This is a genomic window from Oryzobacter telluris (assembly GCF_043099285.1).
Lineage (GTDB): Bacteria > Actinomycetota > Actinomycetes > Actinomycetales > Dermatophilaceae > Oryzobacter > Oryzobacter telluris.
Map to the genome: position 1 here is coordinate 3,079,351 of NZ_CP170723.1, position 14,482 is coordinate 3,093,832.

General features: G+C 73.8%; 17 protein-coding genes. 6 read left to right on the forward strand and 11 right to left on the reverse strand.

The window, feature by feature from the left end:
* Positions 1-10: 10 nt before the first annotated feature.
* Positions 11-3,058 carry a UPF0182 family protein gene (locus ACFLFB_RS14255; RefSeq protein WP_392542840.1) on the reverse strand — a complete coding sequence of 1,016 codons (3,048 nt, stop codon included), beginning with the start codon at positions 3,056-3,058 and terminating at the stop codon, positions 11-13.
* 98 nt (positions 3,059-3,156) lie between these two features.
* On the opposite strand from ACFLFB_RS14255, the gene ACFLFB_RS14260 reads away from it, so the two are divergent.
* Complete coding sequence (locus tag ACFLFB_RS14260) at positions 3,157-3,696, forward strand: PPA1309 family protein (RefSeq protein WP_392542841.1); 540 nt, start codon at positions 3,157-3,159, stop codon at positions 3,694-3,696.
* A gap of 9 nt (positions 3,697-3,705) precedes the next feature.
* On the opposite strand, the gene ACFLFB_RS14265 is transcribed toward ACFLFB_RS14260, so the two are convergent.
* Together ACFLFB_RS14265 and ACFLFB_RS14270 are read right to left on the reverse strand one after the other, a co-directional pair.
* The gene (locus ACFLFB_RS14265; RefSeq protein WP_392542842.1) at positions 3,706-4,860 is read right to left on the reverse strand and encodes a PDZ domain-containing protein; all 1,155 of its coding nucleotides are present in this window, start codon (positions 4,858-4,860) and stop codon (positions 3,706-3,708) included.
* Positions 4,857-5,291 (reverse strand): molybdenum cofactor biosynthesis protein MoaE, encoded by a 435-nt coding sequence (locus ACFLFB_RS14270; RefSeq protein WP_392542843.1) that lies wholly within the window; start codon positions 5,289-5,291, stop codon positions 4,857-4,859. Before ACFLFB_RS14270 ends, ACFLFB_RS14265 begins: the two co-directional genes overlap by 4 nt.
* A 96-nt stretch (positions 5,292-5,387) precedes the next feature.
* On the opposite strand from ACFLFB_RS14270, the gene ACFLFB_RS14275 reads away from it, so the two are divergent.
* A complete protein-coding gene (locus tag ACFLFB_RS14275; protein ID WP_392542844.1) occupies positions 5,388-6,767 on the forward strand; it encodes a zinc-dependent metalloprotease in 1,380 nt (459 codons plus the stop codon).
* A complete protein-coding gene (locus tag ACFLFB_RS14280) occupies positions 6,764-7,336 on the forward strand; it encodes an NUDIX domain-containing protein (RefSeq protein ID WP_392542845.1) in 573 nt (190 codons plus the stop codon). The genes ACFLFB_RS14275 and ACFLFB_RS14280 overlap by 4 nt, the downstream gene beginning before the upstream one ends.
* Here ACFLFB_RS14280 and ACFLFB_RS14285 read toward each other — a convergent pair.
* On the reverse strand, positions 7,307-7,888 hold the full coding sequence (locus ACFLFB_RS14285; RefSeq protein ID WP_392542846.1) for a M48 family metallopeptidase: 582 nt from the start codon (positions 7,886-7,888) through the stop codon (positions 7,307-7,309). The two genes, ACFLFB_RS14280 and ACFLFB_RS14285, sit on opposite strands and share 30 nt — an antisense overlap.
* 205 nt (positions 7,889-8,093) lie before the next feature.
* On the opposite strand from ACFLFB_RS14285, the gene ACFLFB_RS14290 reads away from it, so the two are divergent.
* The 3 genes from ACFLFB_RS14290 (at position 8,094) to ACFLFB_RS14300 (ending at position 10,281) form a co-directional block, all read left to right on the forward strand.
* Complete coding sequence (locus ACFLFB_RS14290; protein ID WP_170296269.1) at positions 8,094-8,255, forward strand: DUF5679 domain-containing protein; 162 nt, start codon at positions 8,094-8,096, stop codon at positions 8,253-8,255.
* Positions 8,256-8,410: 155 nt separating this feature from the next.
* Positions 8,411-8,947, forward strand: coding sequence for a hypothetical protein (locus tag ACFLFB_RS14295; RefSeq protein WP_392542847.1), 537 nt, complete (start codon positions 8,411-8,413; stop codon positions 8,945-8,947).
* Positions 8,944-10,281, forward strand: a complete 1,338-nt coding sequence (locus ACFLFB_RS14300) for an ABC1 kinase family protein (RefSeq protein ID WP_392542848.1) — start codon at positions 8,944-8,946, stop codon at positions 10,279-10,281. Before ACFLFB_RS14295 ends, ACFLFB_RS14300 begins: the two co-directional genes overlap by 4 nt.
* A gap of 8 nt (positions 10,282-10,289) precedes the next feature.
* Here ACFLFB_RS14300 and ACFLFB_RS14305 read toward each other — a convergent pair whose 3' ends face one another.
* The 7 genes from ACFLFB_RS14305 to ACFLFB_RS14335 form a co-directional block, all read right to left on the reverse strand.
* Positions 10,290-10,487 (reverse strand): hypothetical protein, encoded by a 198-nt coding sequence (locus tag ACFLFB_RS14305; RefSeq protein ID WP_392542849.1) that lies wholly within the window; start codon positions 10,485-10,487, stop codon positions 10,290-10,292.
* Positions 10,488-10,492: 5 nt separating this feature from the next.
* Positions 10,493-11,065, reverse strand: coding sequence for an HhH-GPD-type base excision DNA repair protein (locus ACFLFB_RS14310; RefSeq protein ID WP_392542850.1), 573 nt, complete (start codon positions 11,063-11,065; stop codon positions 10,493-10,495).
* Positions 11,053-11,181: a hypothetical protein gene (locus tag ACFLFB_RS14315; protein WP_392542851.1), complete on the reverse strand. Its 129-nt coding sequence runs from the start codon at positions 11,179-11,181 to the stop codon at positions 11,053-11,055. The genes ACFLFB_RS14310 and ACFLFB_RS14315 overlap by 13 nt, the downstream gene beginning before the upstream one ends.
* Positions 11,178-11,309 carry a hypothetical protein gene (locus ACFLFB_RS14320; protein WP_392542852.1) on the reverse strand — a complete coding sequence of 44 codons (132 nt, stop codon included), beginning with the start codon at positions 11,307-11,309 and terminating at the stop codon, positions 11,178-11,180. Before ACFLFB_RS14320 ends, ACFLFB_RS14315 begins: the two co-directional genes overlap by 4 nt.
* A 45-nt stretch (positions 11,310-11,354) precedes the next feature.
* Positions 11,355-11,642 carry a WhiB family transcriptional regulator gene (locus tag ACFLFB_RS14325; RefSeq protein ID WP_392542853.1) on the reverse strand — a complete coding sequence of 96 codons (288 nt, stop codon included), beginning with the start codon at positions 11,640-11,642 and terminating at the stop codon, positions 11,355-11,357.
* Positions 11,643-11,881: 239 nt separating this feature from the next.
* Complete coding sequence (locus ACFLFB_RS14330; RefSeq protein ID WP_392542854.1) at positions 11,882-12,121, reverse strand: hypothetical protein; 240 nt, start codon at positions 12,119-12,121, stop codon at positions 11,882-11,884.
* Positions 12,122-12,290: 169 nt separating this feature from the next.
* Entirely contained in the window at positions 12,291-14,408 is a 2,118-nt protein-coding gene (locus tag ACFLFB_RS14335; RefSeq protein ID WP_392542855.1) for an ATP-dependent DNA helicase UvrD2, read from the reverse strand.
* Between the last annotated feature and the right edge of the window lie 74 nt (positions 14,409-14,482).

The window sequence follows — 14,482 nt, forward strand, 5'->3', positions numbered from 1 at the left end:
CTGGTGGTGCTCAGCCGGTGGGTGACGGGCTCGGTGAGGGGCTCGCCGAGGACGACGGCGACGGGGACGGCGAGGGCGCCGGTGTCCCGAGCTGGCCCGCCAGGCCGTTGGCCTTCTTGATGGCCGCGTCGAGCCGGTCCTGGGCCTGGCCGTAGGCGGCGAAGTCGCCCTTCTTGAGGGCGTCCTGGCCGTCGGTGTACGCCGCCTGGATCTCCTCCAGCGCCGCGGCGAGCTGCTGCGCCACGGTGCCCGACGGGGTCCCGGGGTCGGTGGGTTCACCGGGGTCGGTCGGTGGCTCCTCGCCGCCCTCGCCGAACAGGCCGTTGATCGCCTGCTCGAGCGTGTCGCCCCACGCGACGTTGGTGCCGTACACGGCCACCGTCACCTTGTTCTGCGGGAAGGACCCCGAGCCGGCCGAGGCCTGCACGTACAGCGGCTGCACGTAGAACATCCGGCCCTGGAGCGGGAAGGCGAGCAGGTTGCCGAAGGTCAGCTGCTTGCCCGACCCGGAGTTGTTGGTGATGTACTGCGCCAGGTTCAGCGGCTCGGTCGGGTTCTGCGACCTCGCCGTGGAGTTCTGGATCTGGTTGAGCACCTGGCCCGGTCCGGGTTGTCGGGTCTCGGGGTTGTACTCGAGCAGCCGCAGCGTGCCGTACCCCTCCCCCGGTTTCCCGGCCTCGTTGCCGGCGTCGGCGTCGACGGCGAGCAGGCCGCGCAGGATCTCGCGCCCGGCCTCGTTGTTGCTCGCCGGGACGAACGACGTCGTGATCGAGAAGGCGGCCGCGCCCTCACCGGGCATCGCGATCGACTGGAAGACGACCGCCTGGTCCTGGGCGGGGATCGACGGGTCGCGCGGGACGCGCCACTTGTCCGAACCGGAGTAGAAGTCGCCCGGATTGGTCACGTGGTACTCGGTGAGCAGCTCGCGCTGCACCTTGAGCAGGTCCTGCGGGTAGCGGATGTGCGACATCAGGTCGCCGGAGATCTCCGAGATGGGACGCACGGACCCGGGGAACGCGTTGCCCCAGGCCTTGAGCATCGGGTCGGTGGTGTCCCAGCCGTACAGCTTGACCGAGCCGTCGTAGGCGTCGACGGTCGCCTTGACGGCGTTGCGGATGTAGTTGACCTGGCCCGTGCCCACGGTCACGACGTTCGAGCGCGTGGTGACGGCGTCGGAGGTCGCGTCGGCCATCTCGAGGAGCCGGCTGTTGGGGTAGCTCGCCGACGTCGTGAAGCCGTCGACGATCCACTGCACCCGCCCCTCGACCACGGCCGGGTAGACGTTGCCGTCGAGCCGCAGCCACGGCGCCACCCGCTCGACGCGCTCGGTCGGGGTGCGGTGGTCCAGGACCCGCGAGGAGCTGTTCACGGCGTCGGACAGGAGGAAGTTGGCCTCGCGGTACTTCACGGCGTAGGCGATCCGGCGCAGCATCGAGCCGATCGGGACGCCACCCTTGCCGGAGTAGGTGTTGTTGACCGCGACGTCGCCCTCCCCGCTGGCGGGGAAGTCGAACTCGCGCGGCTGGGCGGCCGCGGGGGCACCGACCACGGAGTACGACGGTGACAGCTCGCCGAAGTAGATCCGCTTCTCGTACTCGCCGAGCGAGCTGTTGCTCCCGCCCTCGAAGAAGACCGGGTCGCCCTCGCTGGTGCGCTGGTTGCCGTAGGCGGCGTAGAAGCCGTAGCCGTGGGTGTAGATCGTGTGGTCGTTGAGCCAGTTGCGCTGGTTGTCGGGCAGGCCGTCGAGGTTGATCTCGCGCACCGCGACGACGGCGTCGCGCGTCTGGCCCCCGACCTGGTAGCGGTCGACGTCGAGGGTGTCGGGGAAGGCGTAGTAGTCGCGCTGGCCCTCGAGCTGGCGGAACGACGGCGCGACGACGTTGGGGTCGATGACGCGCACGCCGGGGATGCCCGCGGCGTCCTTGCGCTCGGAGGCCTTGTCGACCTCCACCGGTGGCGGCGGGTTCTGGATCCGTTTGACCCGGTCGAGACCGAAGGCGGCCCCGGTGGCGGTGATGTTGCGCCCGATGTACTCGGCCTCCAGCGACTTCTCGGACGGGTTGACCTTCAGCGACTGGATGAGGGCCGGGTAGGCGCCGCCGACGAGGACGGCCGTGACGACGAGCAGCGCGACCCCGGTGATGGGCAGGCGCCAGCTGCGGCTCCAGATGGCCGCGAGGAAGAAGCCGGCGCACATGATGGCGGCCACCGCGAGGATCGCCTTGGTCGGCAGGACGGCGTTGTCGTCGGTGTACGTGATGCCGGTGAGCAGGTCACCGCGCTGGGTCGACAGCGAGTAGCGGTCGAGCCAGTAGGAGGCGGCGCGGGTCAGCGCGATGAGCGCGCCGATGACGCCGAGGTGGACGTACGCGGCGCGGGTCGTGGGACCGCGACCGGGCAGCTGGAGGCCGCCGTAGACGTAGTGCGTGAAGGCCCCCGCGACGAACGCCAGGGCGAGCACGACCGTGACGAAGCTGACGAGGAAGTGCAGCCACGGCAGGGTGAAGACGAAGAAGCCCACGTCCAACCCGAACTGCGGGTCGGTGACGCCGAAGGGCTCGCGGTTGGCCCAGAGCAGGACGGTGCGCCACGCACCGAGCGACCCCGAGCCGGCGAGCAGGCCGAGGACGACGGGGACGGCGATGACGGCGAGGCGGCGCAGGGGCTCGATGGCCTGGCGGTACTGCTCGAGCACCTGCTGCGCCGGCGTGGTCGGCACGTAGAACGGACGGGTGCGGTACGCGGCGACGAGGCTCGCGGCGACGGCACCGCCGGTGACGACCGCGGCGATGACGAAGATGAGGACCTTGGTCGTCAGCTCCTTGACGAACACGCCTCGGAAACCGACGGACTCGTACCACCACACGTCGGTGAGGACGTCGGCGGCGAGACCCCCCAGCAGCGCCAGGCCGGCGAGGACGACGAGCGTGGTCCCGAGCGGCCCCCTGCGTCGGCGGGCCGTGGGTCGCGCCGGCCCGCGCGGACCGTCACCCCCCTCGGCTCGAGGCGTACCGTCTCCCGGGCCGGTGGGCCCGTCGAACCACTCCGAGCGACTCACTGCTCTCCTCGTCCCGTCGGGCGGGGAAGGCCCCCGTGTCGACCGTGGGCGACAAAGGTACCCCGGGCTCCTGCGCAGCCATCGGGCACCATGGTCCGGTGACCCAGACCTCCCAGCCCGTGACCGACCCCCTGACCCTCGCCGCGCTCGACACCGAGCGCCACGTCGCGCGCTCCGGGTGGGACCAGCCGGTGCGGTTGTTCGCCCTCGTGCCGACGAGCGACCTGCTCACCCACCAGCCCCAGCTGGCCGACGGCCTGGCCGCGCACGACGCCGTCGCCGGTGCGCTGAGCGCGGTGGAGCAGGAGGAGCTCCCGGAGGCCGACGGGCTCGAGGACCTCCTCGCCCGGATCGCCTGGCCCGACCAGGTGTCGGGCTGCGCCATCGCCGTGGAGCGGATCGTCGTGCCGCCGGAGGCCGAGCGCGACCTCCCCCACGACGACGCCGACGCCCTGCGCGCCGTCGCCGAGCACCCGCAGCGGGCCGACGTCCGTCTCGTCGTGGCCGTGACCCGCGACGGCGAGGCCCGCTGCCTGCTGCGCCAGCGCGAGCACGACAGCGACGACCGCGTCGCGCTCGGCGACGACATCGCCCCCGGGCTGGTCCACGCGCTGCGCGCGACGTTCAGCCCGGACTGACGCGGGGGCTCAGCCGCAGGACGGCAGCGCCGCGTCGTCGCCCTTCGCGATCGCCTCGACGGCCGCCCGGCCCTCGGCGAAGGTCGCCACCCGCACCACGTGCAGCCCGGCGGGGACGTGCCCGACGACCTCGTCGCAGTTGTCGGCCGGCGCGAGGAAGTAGTCGGCACCCTCGGTGCGGGCCCCGACGAGCTTCTGCCGGATGCCCCCGATGGGGCCGACGGTGCCGTCGTCCTGCATCGTCCCGGTTCCGGCGACGTCCTTGCCGCCGGTGAGCCCACCGGGGGTGAGCACGTCGTAGATGGCGAGGCTGAACATCAGTCCGGCAGAAGGGCCCCCGACGCTCCCGGTGTTGAGCGTGACGTCGACCGGCAGGTCGTAGTCGATGCTCAGGCCGACCCCCATGACCGTGCGGCCCTGGGCGGCCGCCGTGCGGGCGGTGAGGGTCTGCTCGCGGTCGTCGCGGCGGACGACCACGGGGAAGGTGTCGCCGGGCGAGTGCCGCTGGACGGCGGCGCGCACGGCGTCGGCCGTCGTGGCCTCGTCACCGTCGACGGAGACGAGGACGTCGCCCGCCTTGAACACGTCCTTGCTCGGGCTGTCGGTGGGCACGCCGGCGATGGCGACGACCTGCGGGACCTCCTTGCCCAGCGCCCGCAGCGCGGTCGCCGCGGCCACGTTCTGCGACCCGGCCATCTCGGCCGCGCCCTCCTCCTGGACCTGCTCCTCGGTGGTGTCGGGCGGGAAGAGCTGCTCCTCGGGGAGGACCTCCTCCGACGACGACACCCACGCCCTCAGCACGTCGTAGACGGTGACCCGGACCCCGGGCCCGCCGCGCACGCTGACCGTCGTGAAGTCGAGCCGGCCCTGCGTCGGGTAGGTCTGGGCCCCCTTGACCTCGAGCAGCGGCTTGCCGTCGGAGGTACCGAGGATGTTCGTGGCCGGACCGGGCGACATCACGGCGTAGGGCAGCCCGACGAAGGACAGCACCGCGGCCACCGCGATGGCGACGAAGGTGGTGGTGAGCAGCACGCCGGGCAGCAGCCCGGGGCGCATCGGGTTGCGTGAGCGCCGGCGCCACCCGCTCCGGCCGCTCGCCGAGAGGAAGGGGCCGCCCTCGCCCTCCGGGCCGCCGGTGAGGACGTCGTGCGAGCGGGTCGTCACGGCAGGCCCACCCACTCGGTGGACCCGTCGCCCAGCTTCTGGTGCTTCCAGATCGGGGTGCGCGCCTTGAGGGTGTCGATGACCGCGCGGCACGCGTCGAACGCCTGGCCGCGGTGCGGTGCCGCGGCCCCGACCACGACGGCGAGGTCACCCACGTGAAGGGCGCCGGTGCGGTGCACGGCCGCCACCCGCAGCGCCTCGTGGGAGGCCGCGACCTCCTCGCAGACCGCCCGCATCGTCTCGACCGCGCTCGGGTGCGCCTCGTAGTCGAGAGCGCTCACCGCCGACCCGTGGTCGTGGTCGCGCACGACGCCGACGAACAGGGCGATCCCGCCGCACGCGGGGTGGCGGACGGCGTCGAGCACCTCGTCGACGGACAGCGGCTCGTCACGCAGGTCGACGAGCGCGACCGCATCCGGGTCGGTCGGCACATGGGCTCCTCGGGGACGCGCGGTGGAACCAATCGGGCGTCGTCGTGGTTGGGTTGGACGAGACGACATCCTCTCACCCCCCGCGAGGAGCCCGGCGTGAACGACCCCGGTTCGACGAACCCCCGAGACGACGAGGGAGCGGACCTGCCCCCCGACATCGAGAAGCTGCTGCGCGACCTAACCGGAGGCGGCCCGGTCGACCCCCAGGTCGCCTCGATGATGCAGGGCATGGGCCTGGACAAGGTCGACCCGCAGGTGCTCGCGATGGTGATGCAGCAGGTCCAGGCGATGTTCGCGGCCCCCGACACCGGCGAGGCCGTCAACGTCACGCTGGCCACCGACATCGCGCGCAAGACCGTGGCCGCCGAGGGCGACGCCCTCGCCTCCGACGCCGACCGCCGCGGCGCCGCCGAGTCGGTGCAGGTCGCGGGGATGTGGCTCGACGCCGTCACCGACGTCTCCACCTCCGGGCTGCGCGGGACCGCGTGGAGCCGGGCCGAGTGGGTCGAGGCGACGATGCCGGTGTGGACCGACCTCGTCGAGCCGGTCGCCGAGGGCGTCAGCGACGCGGTCGGGACCGCGCTCACGGCCCAGCTCGGCCAGCTCGGCGAGGCCGACCTGCCCGAGGGCATGGCCGGGATGCTCGACCAGGCCGGCCCGATGCTGCGGCGGATGCACGGCTCGATGTTCTCGATGCAGCTCGGCCAGGGCTCCGGGACGCTCGCCGGCGAGGTGCTGACCGGGTGCGAGGTCTCGCTCCCGCTCGTGCCCTCCCCCGACGTCGTGCTCATGCCGCAGTCGCTGCGCGCGTTCGCCGAGGGCCTCGAGGTCGACGAGCCGCAGGCCCGCCTCTACCTCGCGGTGCGTGAGGTCGCCCGGGTCCGGCTCTTCGGCGCCGTGCCGTGGCTCGCGCCCGGCCTGCTGGCCGCGGTCCGCGACTACGCGGCCGACATCAGCATCGACACCGAGGCCATCGACGAGGCCGTGCGCTCCATCGACCCCTCCGACGCCGAGGCGGTGCAGCAGGCGCTGCAGGGCCGGATGTTCGCGCCCCACCAGTCCCCCGCGCAGCAGGCCGCCCTGGCCCGGCTCGAGACGCTCCTCGCGCTCGTCGAGGGCTGGGTCGACGTCGTCACCGACGCCGCGACCCGCGACCACCTCCCCCAGGCCGCCGCGCTCGGCGAGGCCGTGCGCCGCCGCCGGGCCACCGGAGGGCCCGCCGAGAAGGCGTTCGGCGCCCTCGTCGGGCTCGAGCTGCGCCCGCGCCGTCTGCGCGACGCAGCGAACCTGTTCCGCGCCCTCGAGGACCGGGGCGGCACCGAGCTGCGCGACGGCGCGTGGCGCCACCCCGACCTCGCCCCGGGCACCGCCGACCTCGACGACCCGCTGGGCTACGTCGAGCGCGCGGCCACCCCCCAGGGCGACGCGATGGACGCCGAGCTCGACCGCCTGCTCTCCGGCGAGGACCCCGCGTGAGCGCAGGCGTCGCCGCCGCGTTCGCCCACCTCCACGCCGACGCCGTCGCGGTGCTGCGCGCCTGGGACGCGCCTGACCCGGGACAGGCGCGGCTGCGCGAGGACTACCTCGCCCACCTCGACGCGCACGCCGACGGGGTGGCCAAGGCAGGACCGCCGGCGCACCTCACCGGCTCGTGCGCCGTCCTCGACCCCACCGGGACGCAGGTGCTGCTGACCCACCACCGCAAGGCCGACCAGTGGTTCCAGTTCGGCGGTCACCTCGAGCAGGGCGACCCCACGCTGTGGGCCGCCGCCCGGCGCGAGGCCCGTGAGGAGTCGGGCCTGCCCGACCTCGATCCGCTCCCCCGGCCGGTGCAGCTCGACCGGCACGTCCTCGTCGGGTCGTTCGGGCGCTGCCACGAGCACCTCGACGTGCGCTACGCGGCCGTGGCGCCCGCGGGTGCGGCGGCCGTCGTCAGCGACGAGTCGCACGACGTGCGGTGGTGGCCGGTCGACGCCCTCCCGGTGGGGACCGCCGCCGAGCTCGGGCCGCTCGTGTCAGCCGCTCGGGGTGCCCTCGGGCTCTGAGGCCGCGTCGACCGACTCCTCACCACCGTCGACCGGGTCGTCGTCGAGCGCCGGCAGCCCCTCGGCGTGGGCGAGGCCGTCGAGGAAGCCGCGCGCCCGCTCGAGCTTGGGGTAGGACGCCAGCAGCCGCCAGAACCCCGGGCTGTGCCCGTGGACGAGCAGGTGGCCCAGCTCGTGGAGGACGACGTAGTCCAGGACGTAGTCGGGGACGTCGCGAAGCCGGTCCGAGACGCGGATCGTGCCGTCGGCGGGGGTGCAGGACGCCCAGCGCCGGCCCATGGTCGACACCCAGCGCACGCTGGTCGGCTTCGCGTGCCCGCCGAGGTAGCGCCGCGAGAGGGTCTCGGCGCGGGTCAGCAGGGCGGCGTCGGAGGGCTTGCGGCGCCCCTCGCCGCGGGTCAGCCGGTCGAGCATCCGGGCGACCCAGCGCTCCTCCTCGTCCGGGGAGAAGGAGGCGGGGATGAGCACGACGGTGCGGCCGCCCTCGCGGTACGCACTCACGGTGCGTCGCCGGCGGCGGCTGCGCCGGACCTCGACGTCCTCGCTGGTCACGGACCGAGCGTAGGGGTTCGGCGGCGCTGGTGGGGCGGGTGGTGACCGTGTGGCGAGAGGGGCGTGGGAGGCGGCGTGGCGTGGGCGCGTCACGGGGTTGCGGGCGTGCTGCGTGGCTACATTGGGGACCGTCCAGGCCGCGACAGCGGCGAGAGATCCGCATCGACGCGGCAGGTCGCCGTCGTCGACGACAAGGAGAGCGTCCATGGCTGACGAGACCTACAAGGGCGAGTTCTACTGCGTGAAGTGCAAGGAGAAGCGCGAGGCAGAGGGGAAGGTCGTCGTCTCGGAGAACGGCCGCCGGATGGCGAAGGGTGTGTGCCCGGTCTGCGGCACGAACCTCAACCGCATCCTCGGCAAGGCCTGAGCGGCCCACCCGCAGAGCATCGACGCGGCCCCGGTCCTGAAACGGACCGGGGCCGTGTCATGTCCCGGGGGCCTGTGGACGACCGGCCGACACGGTCCCCCGCCGGCGGCAGGATGGCCGGGCGAGGCGGGACGCGGCTGACGACGGGGGTGCGGATGGACGGGGAGCCGGGGCTCGTCGTCGTGGACGGCTGGGGGCCGGTCGCCGACGAGCTCACCGCCCAGCTGCGCCGGGTCGGGCTCGAGGTCGGCGGCGGGGTCCACGCCGCCGACGGGGCCGAGCTCGGCGTCGCGGTGGGGACGCCGGCGGCGGTGGTCGTGGTCGCGCAGGGTCGGGCGCCGGGGTGGGCCGGGGCCCCGTGGCAGGCGCGGGGCGTGCCGCACCTCCCCCTCGTCCTGGGCCGGCGCCGCCTCGTCGTCGGTCCACTCGTCCTGCCGGGCCGGACCCCGTGCCTGCGGTGCACGGCGCCGGCGTGGGACACCTCGCGGGTCCTGGAGGTGGCCGAGGTCGGTGCGGAGGCCCTCGTCCTCGCGACCGCCGTCGCGGTCGTCACCGTCCTCGCCGCGGTGCGCGGCGACGAGTCCTTGGGCGGGATCTCCACCGAGGTGGCGCTGCACGAGGTTCGCGTCACGCACCGCGTGTGGAGCCCGCGGCCCGGTTGCCGGTGCACGGGGGAGACAATGGCCGGGTGACCGACATCCCCAAGGGCTCCGTGGCCCGCGCCGCCAAGCTCGTCGGTCTCCCTCTCGGCCATGCCGGGCGGGTCGCCCTCGGGGTCGGCAAGCGGGTCGGGGGACGGCCCGCCGAGCTCGTCGCCGCCGAGCTGCAGGCCCGCACCGCCGAGCAGCTGTTCGCCGTGCTGGGCACGCTCAAGGGCGGGGCGATGAAGTTCGGCCAGGCCCTGTCGGTCATGGAGGCCGCGATGCCCGAGGACCTCGCCGGTCCGTACCGGGCGACCCTCACCAAGCTCCAGGAGGCCGGTCCGCCGATGGGCGCCGACCGGGTCCACGAGATCCTCGCCCGCGAGCTCGGCCCGCGGTGGGCCACCACCAAGCTCGTCGCGTTCGACGACACGCCCGCCGCCTCGGCCTCCATCGGCCAGGTCCACAAGGCGGTCTGGCGCGACGGCCGCGAGGTCGCCGTGAAGATCCAGTACCCCGGCGCCGCCGAGGCGCTGCTCTCCGACCTCAACCAGCTCTCGCGGGTGGCGCGCGTCGCCGGCTCGTGGGTGCCCGGCATCGACGTCAAGCCGATCATGGACGAGCTCAAGGCCCGGATGAGCGAGGAGCTCGACTACCACCTCGAGGCCCGCAACCAGCGCCACTTCGCCGCGGCCTTCCGCGACGACGACGACGTCCTCGTGCCCGACGTCCTCGTCGACTCCGACCGGGTCCTCGTCACCGAGTGGGTCGACGGCACCCCGCTGTCGCGGATCATCACCGACGGCACCCAGGAGCAGCGCGACGAGGCGGCCACCCTCTACCTCGAGTTCCTCCTGCGCGCCCCCAACGTCGCGCGCATGCTGCACGCCGACCCGCACCCGGGGAACTTCCGGATCACCGAGGACGGCCGCCTCGGCGTCCTCGACTTCGGCGCGGTCAACCGGCTCCCCCACGGGCTGCCGTCGTCCCTCGGTCGCGTGCTCACCGAGGCGCTCGCGGGCGACGCCCCGGCACTGGAGCAGGCGCTGCGCAGCGAGGGGTTCATCCGCAAGGGCATCGAGATCGACCCCGACGCCCTGCTGGCGTACCTCACCCCGCTCGTCGAGCCCCTGCTCCACGACGAGTTCACCCCCACCCGCGCCTGGCTGCGCGGGGCGGCGGCGACCCTGCAGGACCCGCGCCGCCCGCAGTTCCTCATCGGGCTCAAGCTCAACCTGCCGCCCGACTACCTGCTGATCCACCGCGTCTGGCTCGGCGGCATCGGGGTGCTCAGCCAGCTCGGCGGCACCGTGCCGCTGCGCGAGATGGTGTGCGCGTACCTCTCGGGCGTCGACGAGTCGCGGCTGCCGCCGTCACCGGACTGACGCCGGGCTCACCACCAGGCCGAGTCGAGCTTTCCCTCGATGCTGCGCAGGTGCTCGCGGCTGCAGCGGGCGCAGGTCCACACCTCGTGCCCGTTCTCGGTGCCGCGGGCCCAGGTGAGGCGGGCGAGGGCGCGGGCCTCGTCGTCGGCCGCGACCTCGCCACAGGTGGCGCACACGATGGGGCGCTCGGCCGCGGCGTCGGCCACGAGGGTCAGCTCCCGGCCTTCGCGGCCGCCTTGGCCGCCTTCTTGAAGTCGCGCACCTTCTGCAGCGACTCGGGGTCGACGACGTCGGCGACCGAGCGGAACGAGCCGGCCTCGGCGTAGGCGCCGCAGGCCTGCTCCCAGCCCTCGGGCCGCACACCGAGCTGCTTGCCGAGCAGCGCCGTGAAGATCCTCGCCTTCTGCTCGCCGAAGCCCGGCAGCGCCCGCACGCGGCGGACCAGCTCGGCCCCCGTGGCGACGTCGCGCCAGATGGCGGAGGCATCGCCGTCGTACTGGTCGCGCACGACCACGGCGAGCTCCTGGATGCGGCCGGCCATCGAGCGGCCGTAGCGGTGCACGGCCGGCGGGGTGGCGCACAGGTCGGCGAAGGACTCGGGCTCGGCGGCGGCGAGCGCGGCGGGGTCGAGGGTGCCGAAGCGCTCGAGGACCTTGGCCGGACCGGCGAAGGCGCGCTCCATCGGGAACTGCTGGTCGAGCAGCATGCCCACGACGAGGGCGAACGGGTCCTGCGACAGGACGCGGTCGGCGGCGGGGTCCTGGGCGATCGTCAGCGTGACCATGGCCGAAGCGTAGCCAGCACCGTCGCGCCGACGGCACGCCAGAAGTCGCGCTCGGAGAACAGCACCGCCCCCGACGCGGTGTCGGGGGCGGTGCGCTCGTCGGTCACGGGGCTCATCGCACGATGGCGTGGATGACCGCCCGGACCTGCTCACGCTCGGCCGCGGCCTGCGCCCGGCGCTGCGTCTCGTGGACGCGGCGCTCCTGCGCGGTGCGACGGATGCGCTGCATTCGCCTGGTGTACATCTGCTTCTCCTTGCTGGTGGTCAGTGCTGTCGGTGGTGCTGGTGCCTACGCGGCGACCTCGGTCTTGCGAGGCCGGCCACGGGGGCGCTTGCGCGGGACGACGACGCCCTGGACGAAGAGCTCGCCACCCCAGACCCCCCACGGCTCGCGCCGGTGGAGCGCCCCGGTGAGGCACTCGAGGCGGGCCGGGCAGGTGCCGCAGAGGGCCTTGGCGAACTCGACACCGTCGGGGGTGTCGGCGAACCACATCTCGGCGTCGTTCTCGCGGCAGGGGATGCCCTCGCCGGTCGTCGCGGACGCCTCGTGCAGGTCGAGGAGCTCGGTCAGCTGCATCGGGGTCTCACCTCCTTGCTCGGCGCGCCGGGTGGGGCGCTCGGTCGGGTCTGACGCGCGCCGGGTGTGGCGCGTGGTACTCGGGGGGCGGCCTTCGTGGGTCCGCACCGTGGTGCTGGTCATGTCGTGTCCTCGCGTGGTCTGTGGTGGGTCTGCAGTCGGTGCGTGTGCCGGGGTACGAGAAAGGCCGCGGATCCCGGTGTCGGGATCCGCGGCCTCGAGGTGAGCCTGTCTGGGTGTCAGACGGGTGATGCCTCGAGGCGTGGATACACGACTCCCGTGATCGGGGCGACGGTGGCGACGGCGGTGGTGTCCTTCATGGGCGTGAGCTCACGGACGCGGATACCGGCGACGGACACAGTGGTCCCCTGGACGGTGCGGAAATCGCCCGAGTGAGCGGTGTTGGCACCGCGCCACGGACGCGCGCAGATGTCGCTGATGTCGTACATCGCCATCTCCTTCGTCGTCATGGACTTCATGGGGCCAACCCTCCTCACTGGTACTCGATCCCGGACGCACGTCCGGACGGACGCGCGAGGTAACTCACAGGAGAGTATGGGAGCCGCCGCGGGGGTGGCAACGCAATTAATCGGGAAAGTTTCGCTGCGCGGTGGCGAGAACGGCGAACGTCGTTGTGCGACAGCGCGATCAGTCGTCAGAAAATTCTTTGAGGACGGTGAGCACGGCGTCGCCCCAGCGCTCGAGCTTGGCGGGCCCGACCCCGCTGATCTGCGCCAGCTCGCGGGTGTCCTTGGGGACCCGCTCGGCGATGGCGGTGAGCGTGGCGTCGGTGAAGACGACGTAGGCCGGGACGTCGGCCTCCTTCGCCTGCTCGAGCCGCCAGGCGCGCAGCGTGTCGAACAGGGCCTCGTCCATCGTGGGCGGGCAGGCGGTGCAGCGGCCGATGGTCCGCTCCTTCGCCGTGGCCAGGGGGCCACCGCAGACGCGGCACGTGGACCGGACGGTGGCTGTGGCGCCCTTGCCTGCGGCGGCGCCGCGCCGGCGCTTGGGCTGCGAGCGTGCGGCCTCGCCGAGGACGGCGGAGGTGCCGTCGAGGAAGCGCGAGGGCCGGCGGGTGACCTTGCCACCCGGCGTACGGGCGCCGGCGTAGGACAGGGTGAGCCGCTCGCGGGCGCGGGTGACGCCCACGTAGAGCAGCCGCCGCTCCTCCTCCACCGCCTCGGGGGTGTCGGCCATCGTGATGGGCAGCAGGCCGTCGGAGCAGCCGACGAGGAAGACGCTGTCCCACTCCAGCCCCTTCGCGGCGTGGAACGAGGCGAGGGTGACCCCCTGCACCGTGGGGGCGTTCTGCTCGGCGGCGCGCTGGTCGAGCTCGGCGACGAACGCGGGCAGGCGCGCCTCCGGCTCGGTGGCGGTCATCTGGTCGGCGAGGGCGGCGAGCGCCGAGAGCGACTCCCACCGCTCGCGGGCCGCGCCTCCCGCCGCCGGCTCGCCGCGGGTCCAGCCGGCCCCGAGGAGGACGTCGCGGACGAGGTCGGGCAGCGGCACCGAGCCGTCGTCGGACCGGGCGGCGCCCCGCATGAGGACCACGGCGTCGCGGACCTCTCGGCGCGAGAAGAACCGCTCGCCGCCGCGCACGAGGTAGGGGATGCCGCGCTCGGCCAGCGCCGACTCGATGGCCTCGCTCTGCCCGTTGGTGCGGAACAGCACGGCGATCTCGGAGGCCGGGTGCCCGCCCGCCACGAGGGTCTCGATGCTCGACGCGGTGCGGGCGGCCTCGTCGGGGTCGTTGTCGGCGACGACGAGCTCGGGGACCGGGCCGTCGGGGCGCTGGGCGCGCAGCTCGACCGACCCGGAGCGCCGGGTGCCGCCGGGGCCGCTCAGCACGAGGTTGGCCAGGCCGACCACCTGCGGGGTGGAGCGGTAGTTGCGGACGAGCTCGACGACCCGTGCGTCCGGGTGGCGCCGGCGGAAGCCGAGGAGGTGCTCGGGCGAGGCGCCGGTGAAGGAGTAGATGGTCTGAGCGGGGTCGCCGACGACGCACACGTCGGTGCGGTCGCCGACCCAGAGCTCGAGCAGCTCCTGCTGGAGCCGGTTGACGTCCTGGTACTCGTCGACGACGAAGTGCCGGTACTGGCCGCGAACGGCCCGGGCGATCTCATCGTGCTCGCGCAGGATGCCCACGGTGAGCAGCAGGACGTCCTCGAAGTCGATGACGCCGCGGTCGGCCTTGACGTCCTCGTAGGAGGTGATGAGCCGCGACATCGCGGTGGGGTCCAGGCCCGCCGGCGGTTCGCGCCGCTGCGCCGCCGCGGCATGCGCGTAGGTCTCGGCCGTGAGCATCGAGACCTTGGCCCACTCGACCTCGGAGGCGAGGTCGCGCACGGCGGGGCCGTCGAGGCGGATCCGCAGGCGCGACGCGGCCTCGGCGACGGCGCTCGCCTTGTGCGGCATCACCTCGGGGGCGGCGCCACCGATGGCGCGCGGCCAGAAGTAGTGCAGCTGGCGCAGGGCCGCCGCGTGGAAGGTGCGCGCCTGCACCCCGCCCACCCCGAGGTCGCGCAGCCGGGTGCGCATCTCCCCCGCGGCCCGCGCGGTGAAGGTGACCGCGAGGACGCGCTGGGGCTGGTGCACCCCCGACAGCACGCCGTAGGCGATGCGGTGGGTGATGGCCCGCGTCTTGCCCGTTCCGGCACCCGCGAGCACGCACATCGGCCCGCTGGGGTGGGCCGCGACCTCGCGCTGCTCGGGGTCGAGGGCGTCGAGGATGGCGTCGGCGCCGGGGTGCACGGGGAGGGTCGTCATCGCGGTCGATCCTAGGTGTCGCCACCGACGACGGGACCAGCCGTCCCCAGGCCGCCGGGAGGGCGTCGGGAAGG

What these genes read in the sequence shown, in the direction of transcription:
- ACFLFB_RS14320 (WP_392542852.1), bottom strand. Translation starts at nt 11,309, where the DNA reads ATGTACACCAGGCGAATGCAGCGCATCCGTCGCACCGCGCAGGAGCGC.
- ACFLFB_RS14295 (WP_392542847.1), top strand. Translation starts at nt 8,411, where the DNA reads ATGGACGGGGAGCCGGGGCTCGTCGTCGTGGACGGCTGGGGGCCGGTC.
- ACFLFB_RS14310 (WP_392542850.1), bottom strand. Translation starts at nt 11,065, where the DNA reads ATGGTCACGCTGACGATCGCCCAGGACCCCGCCGCCGACCGCGTCCTG.
- ACFLFB_RS14290 (WP_170296269.1), top strand. Translation starts at nt 8,094, where the DNA reads ATGGCTGACGAGACCTACAAGGGCGAGTTCTACTGCGTGAAGTGCAAG.
- ACFLFB_RS14335 (WP_392542855.1), bottom strand. Translation starts at nt 14,408, where the DNA reads ATGACGACCCTCCCCGTGCACCCCGGCGCCGACGCCATCCTCGACGCC.
- ACFLFB_RS14330 (WP_392542854.1), bottom strand. Translation starts at nt 12,121, where the DNA reads ATGAAGTCCATGACGACGAAGGAGATGGCGATGTACGACATCAGCGAC.
- ACFLFB_RS14325 (WP_392542853.1), bottom strand. Translation starts at nt 11,642, where the DNA reads ATGCAGCTGACCGAGCTCCTCGACCTGCACGAGGCGTCCGCGACGACC.
- ACFLFB_RS14315 (WP_392542851.1), bottom strand. Translation starts at nt 11,181, where the DNA reads ATGAGCCCCGTGACCGACGAGCGCACCGCCCCCGACACCGCGTCGGGG.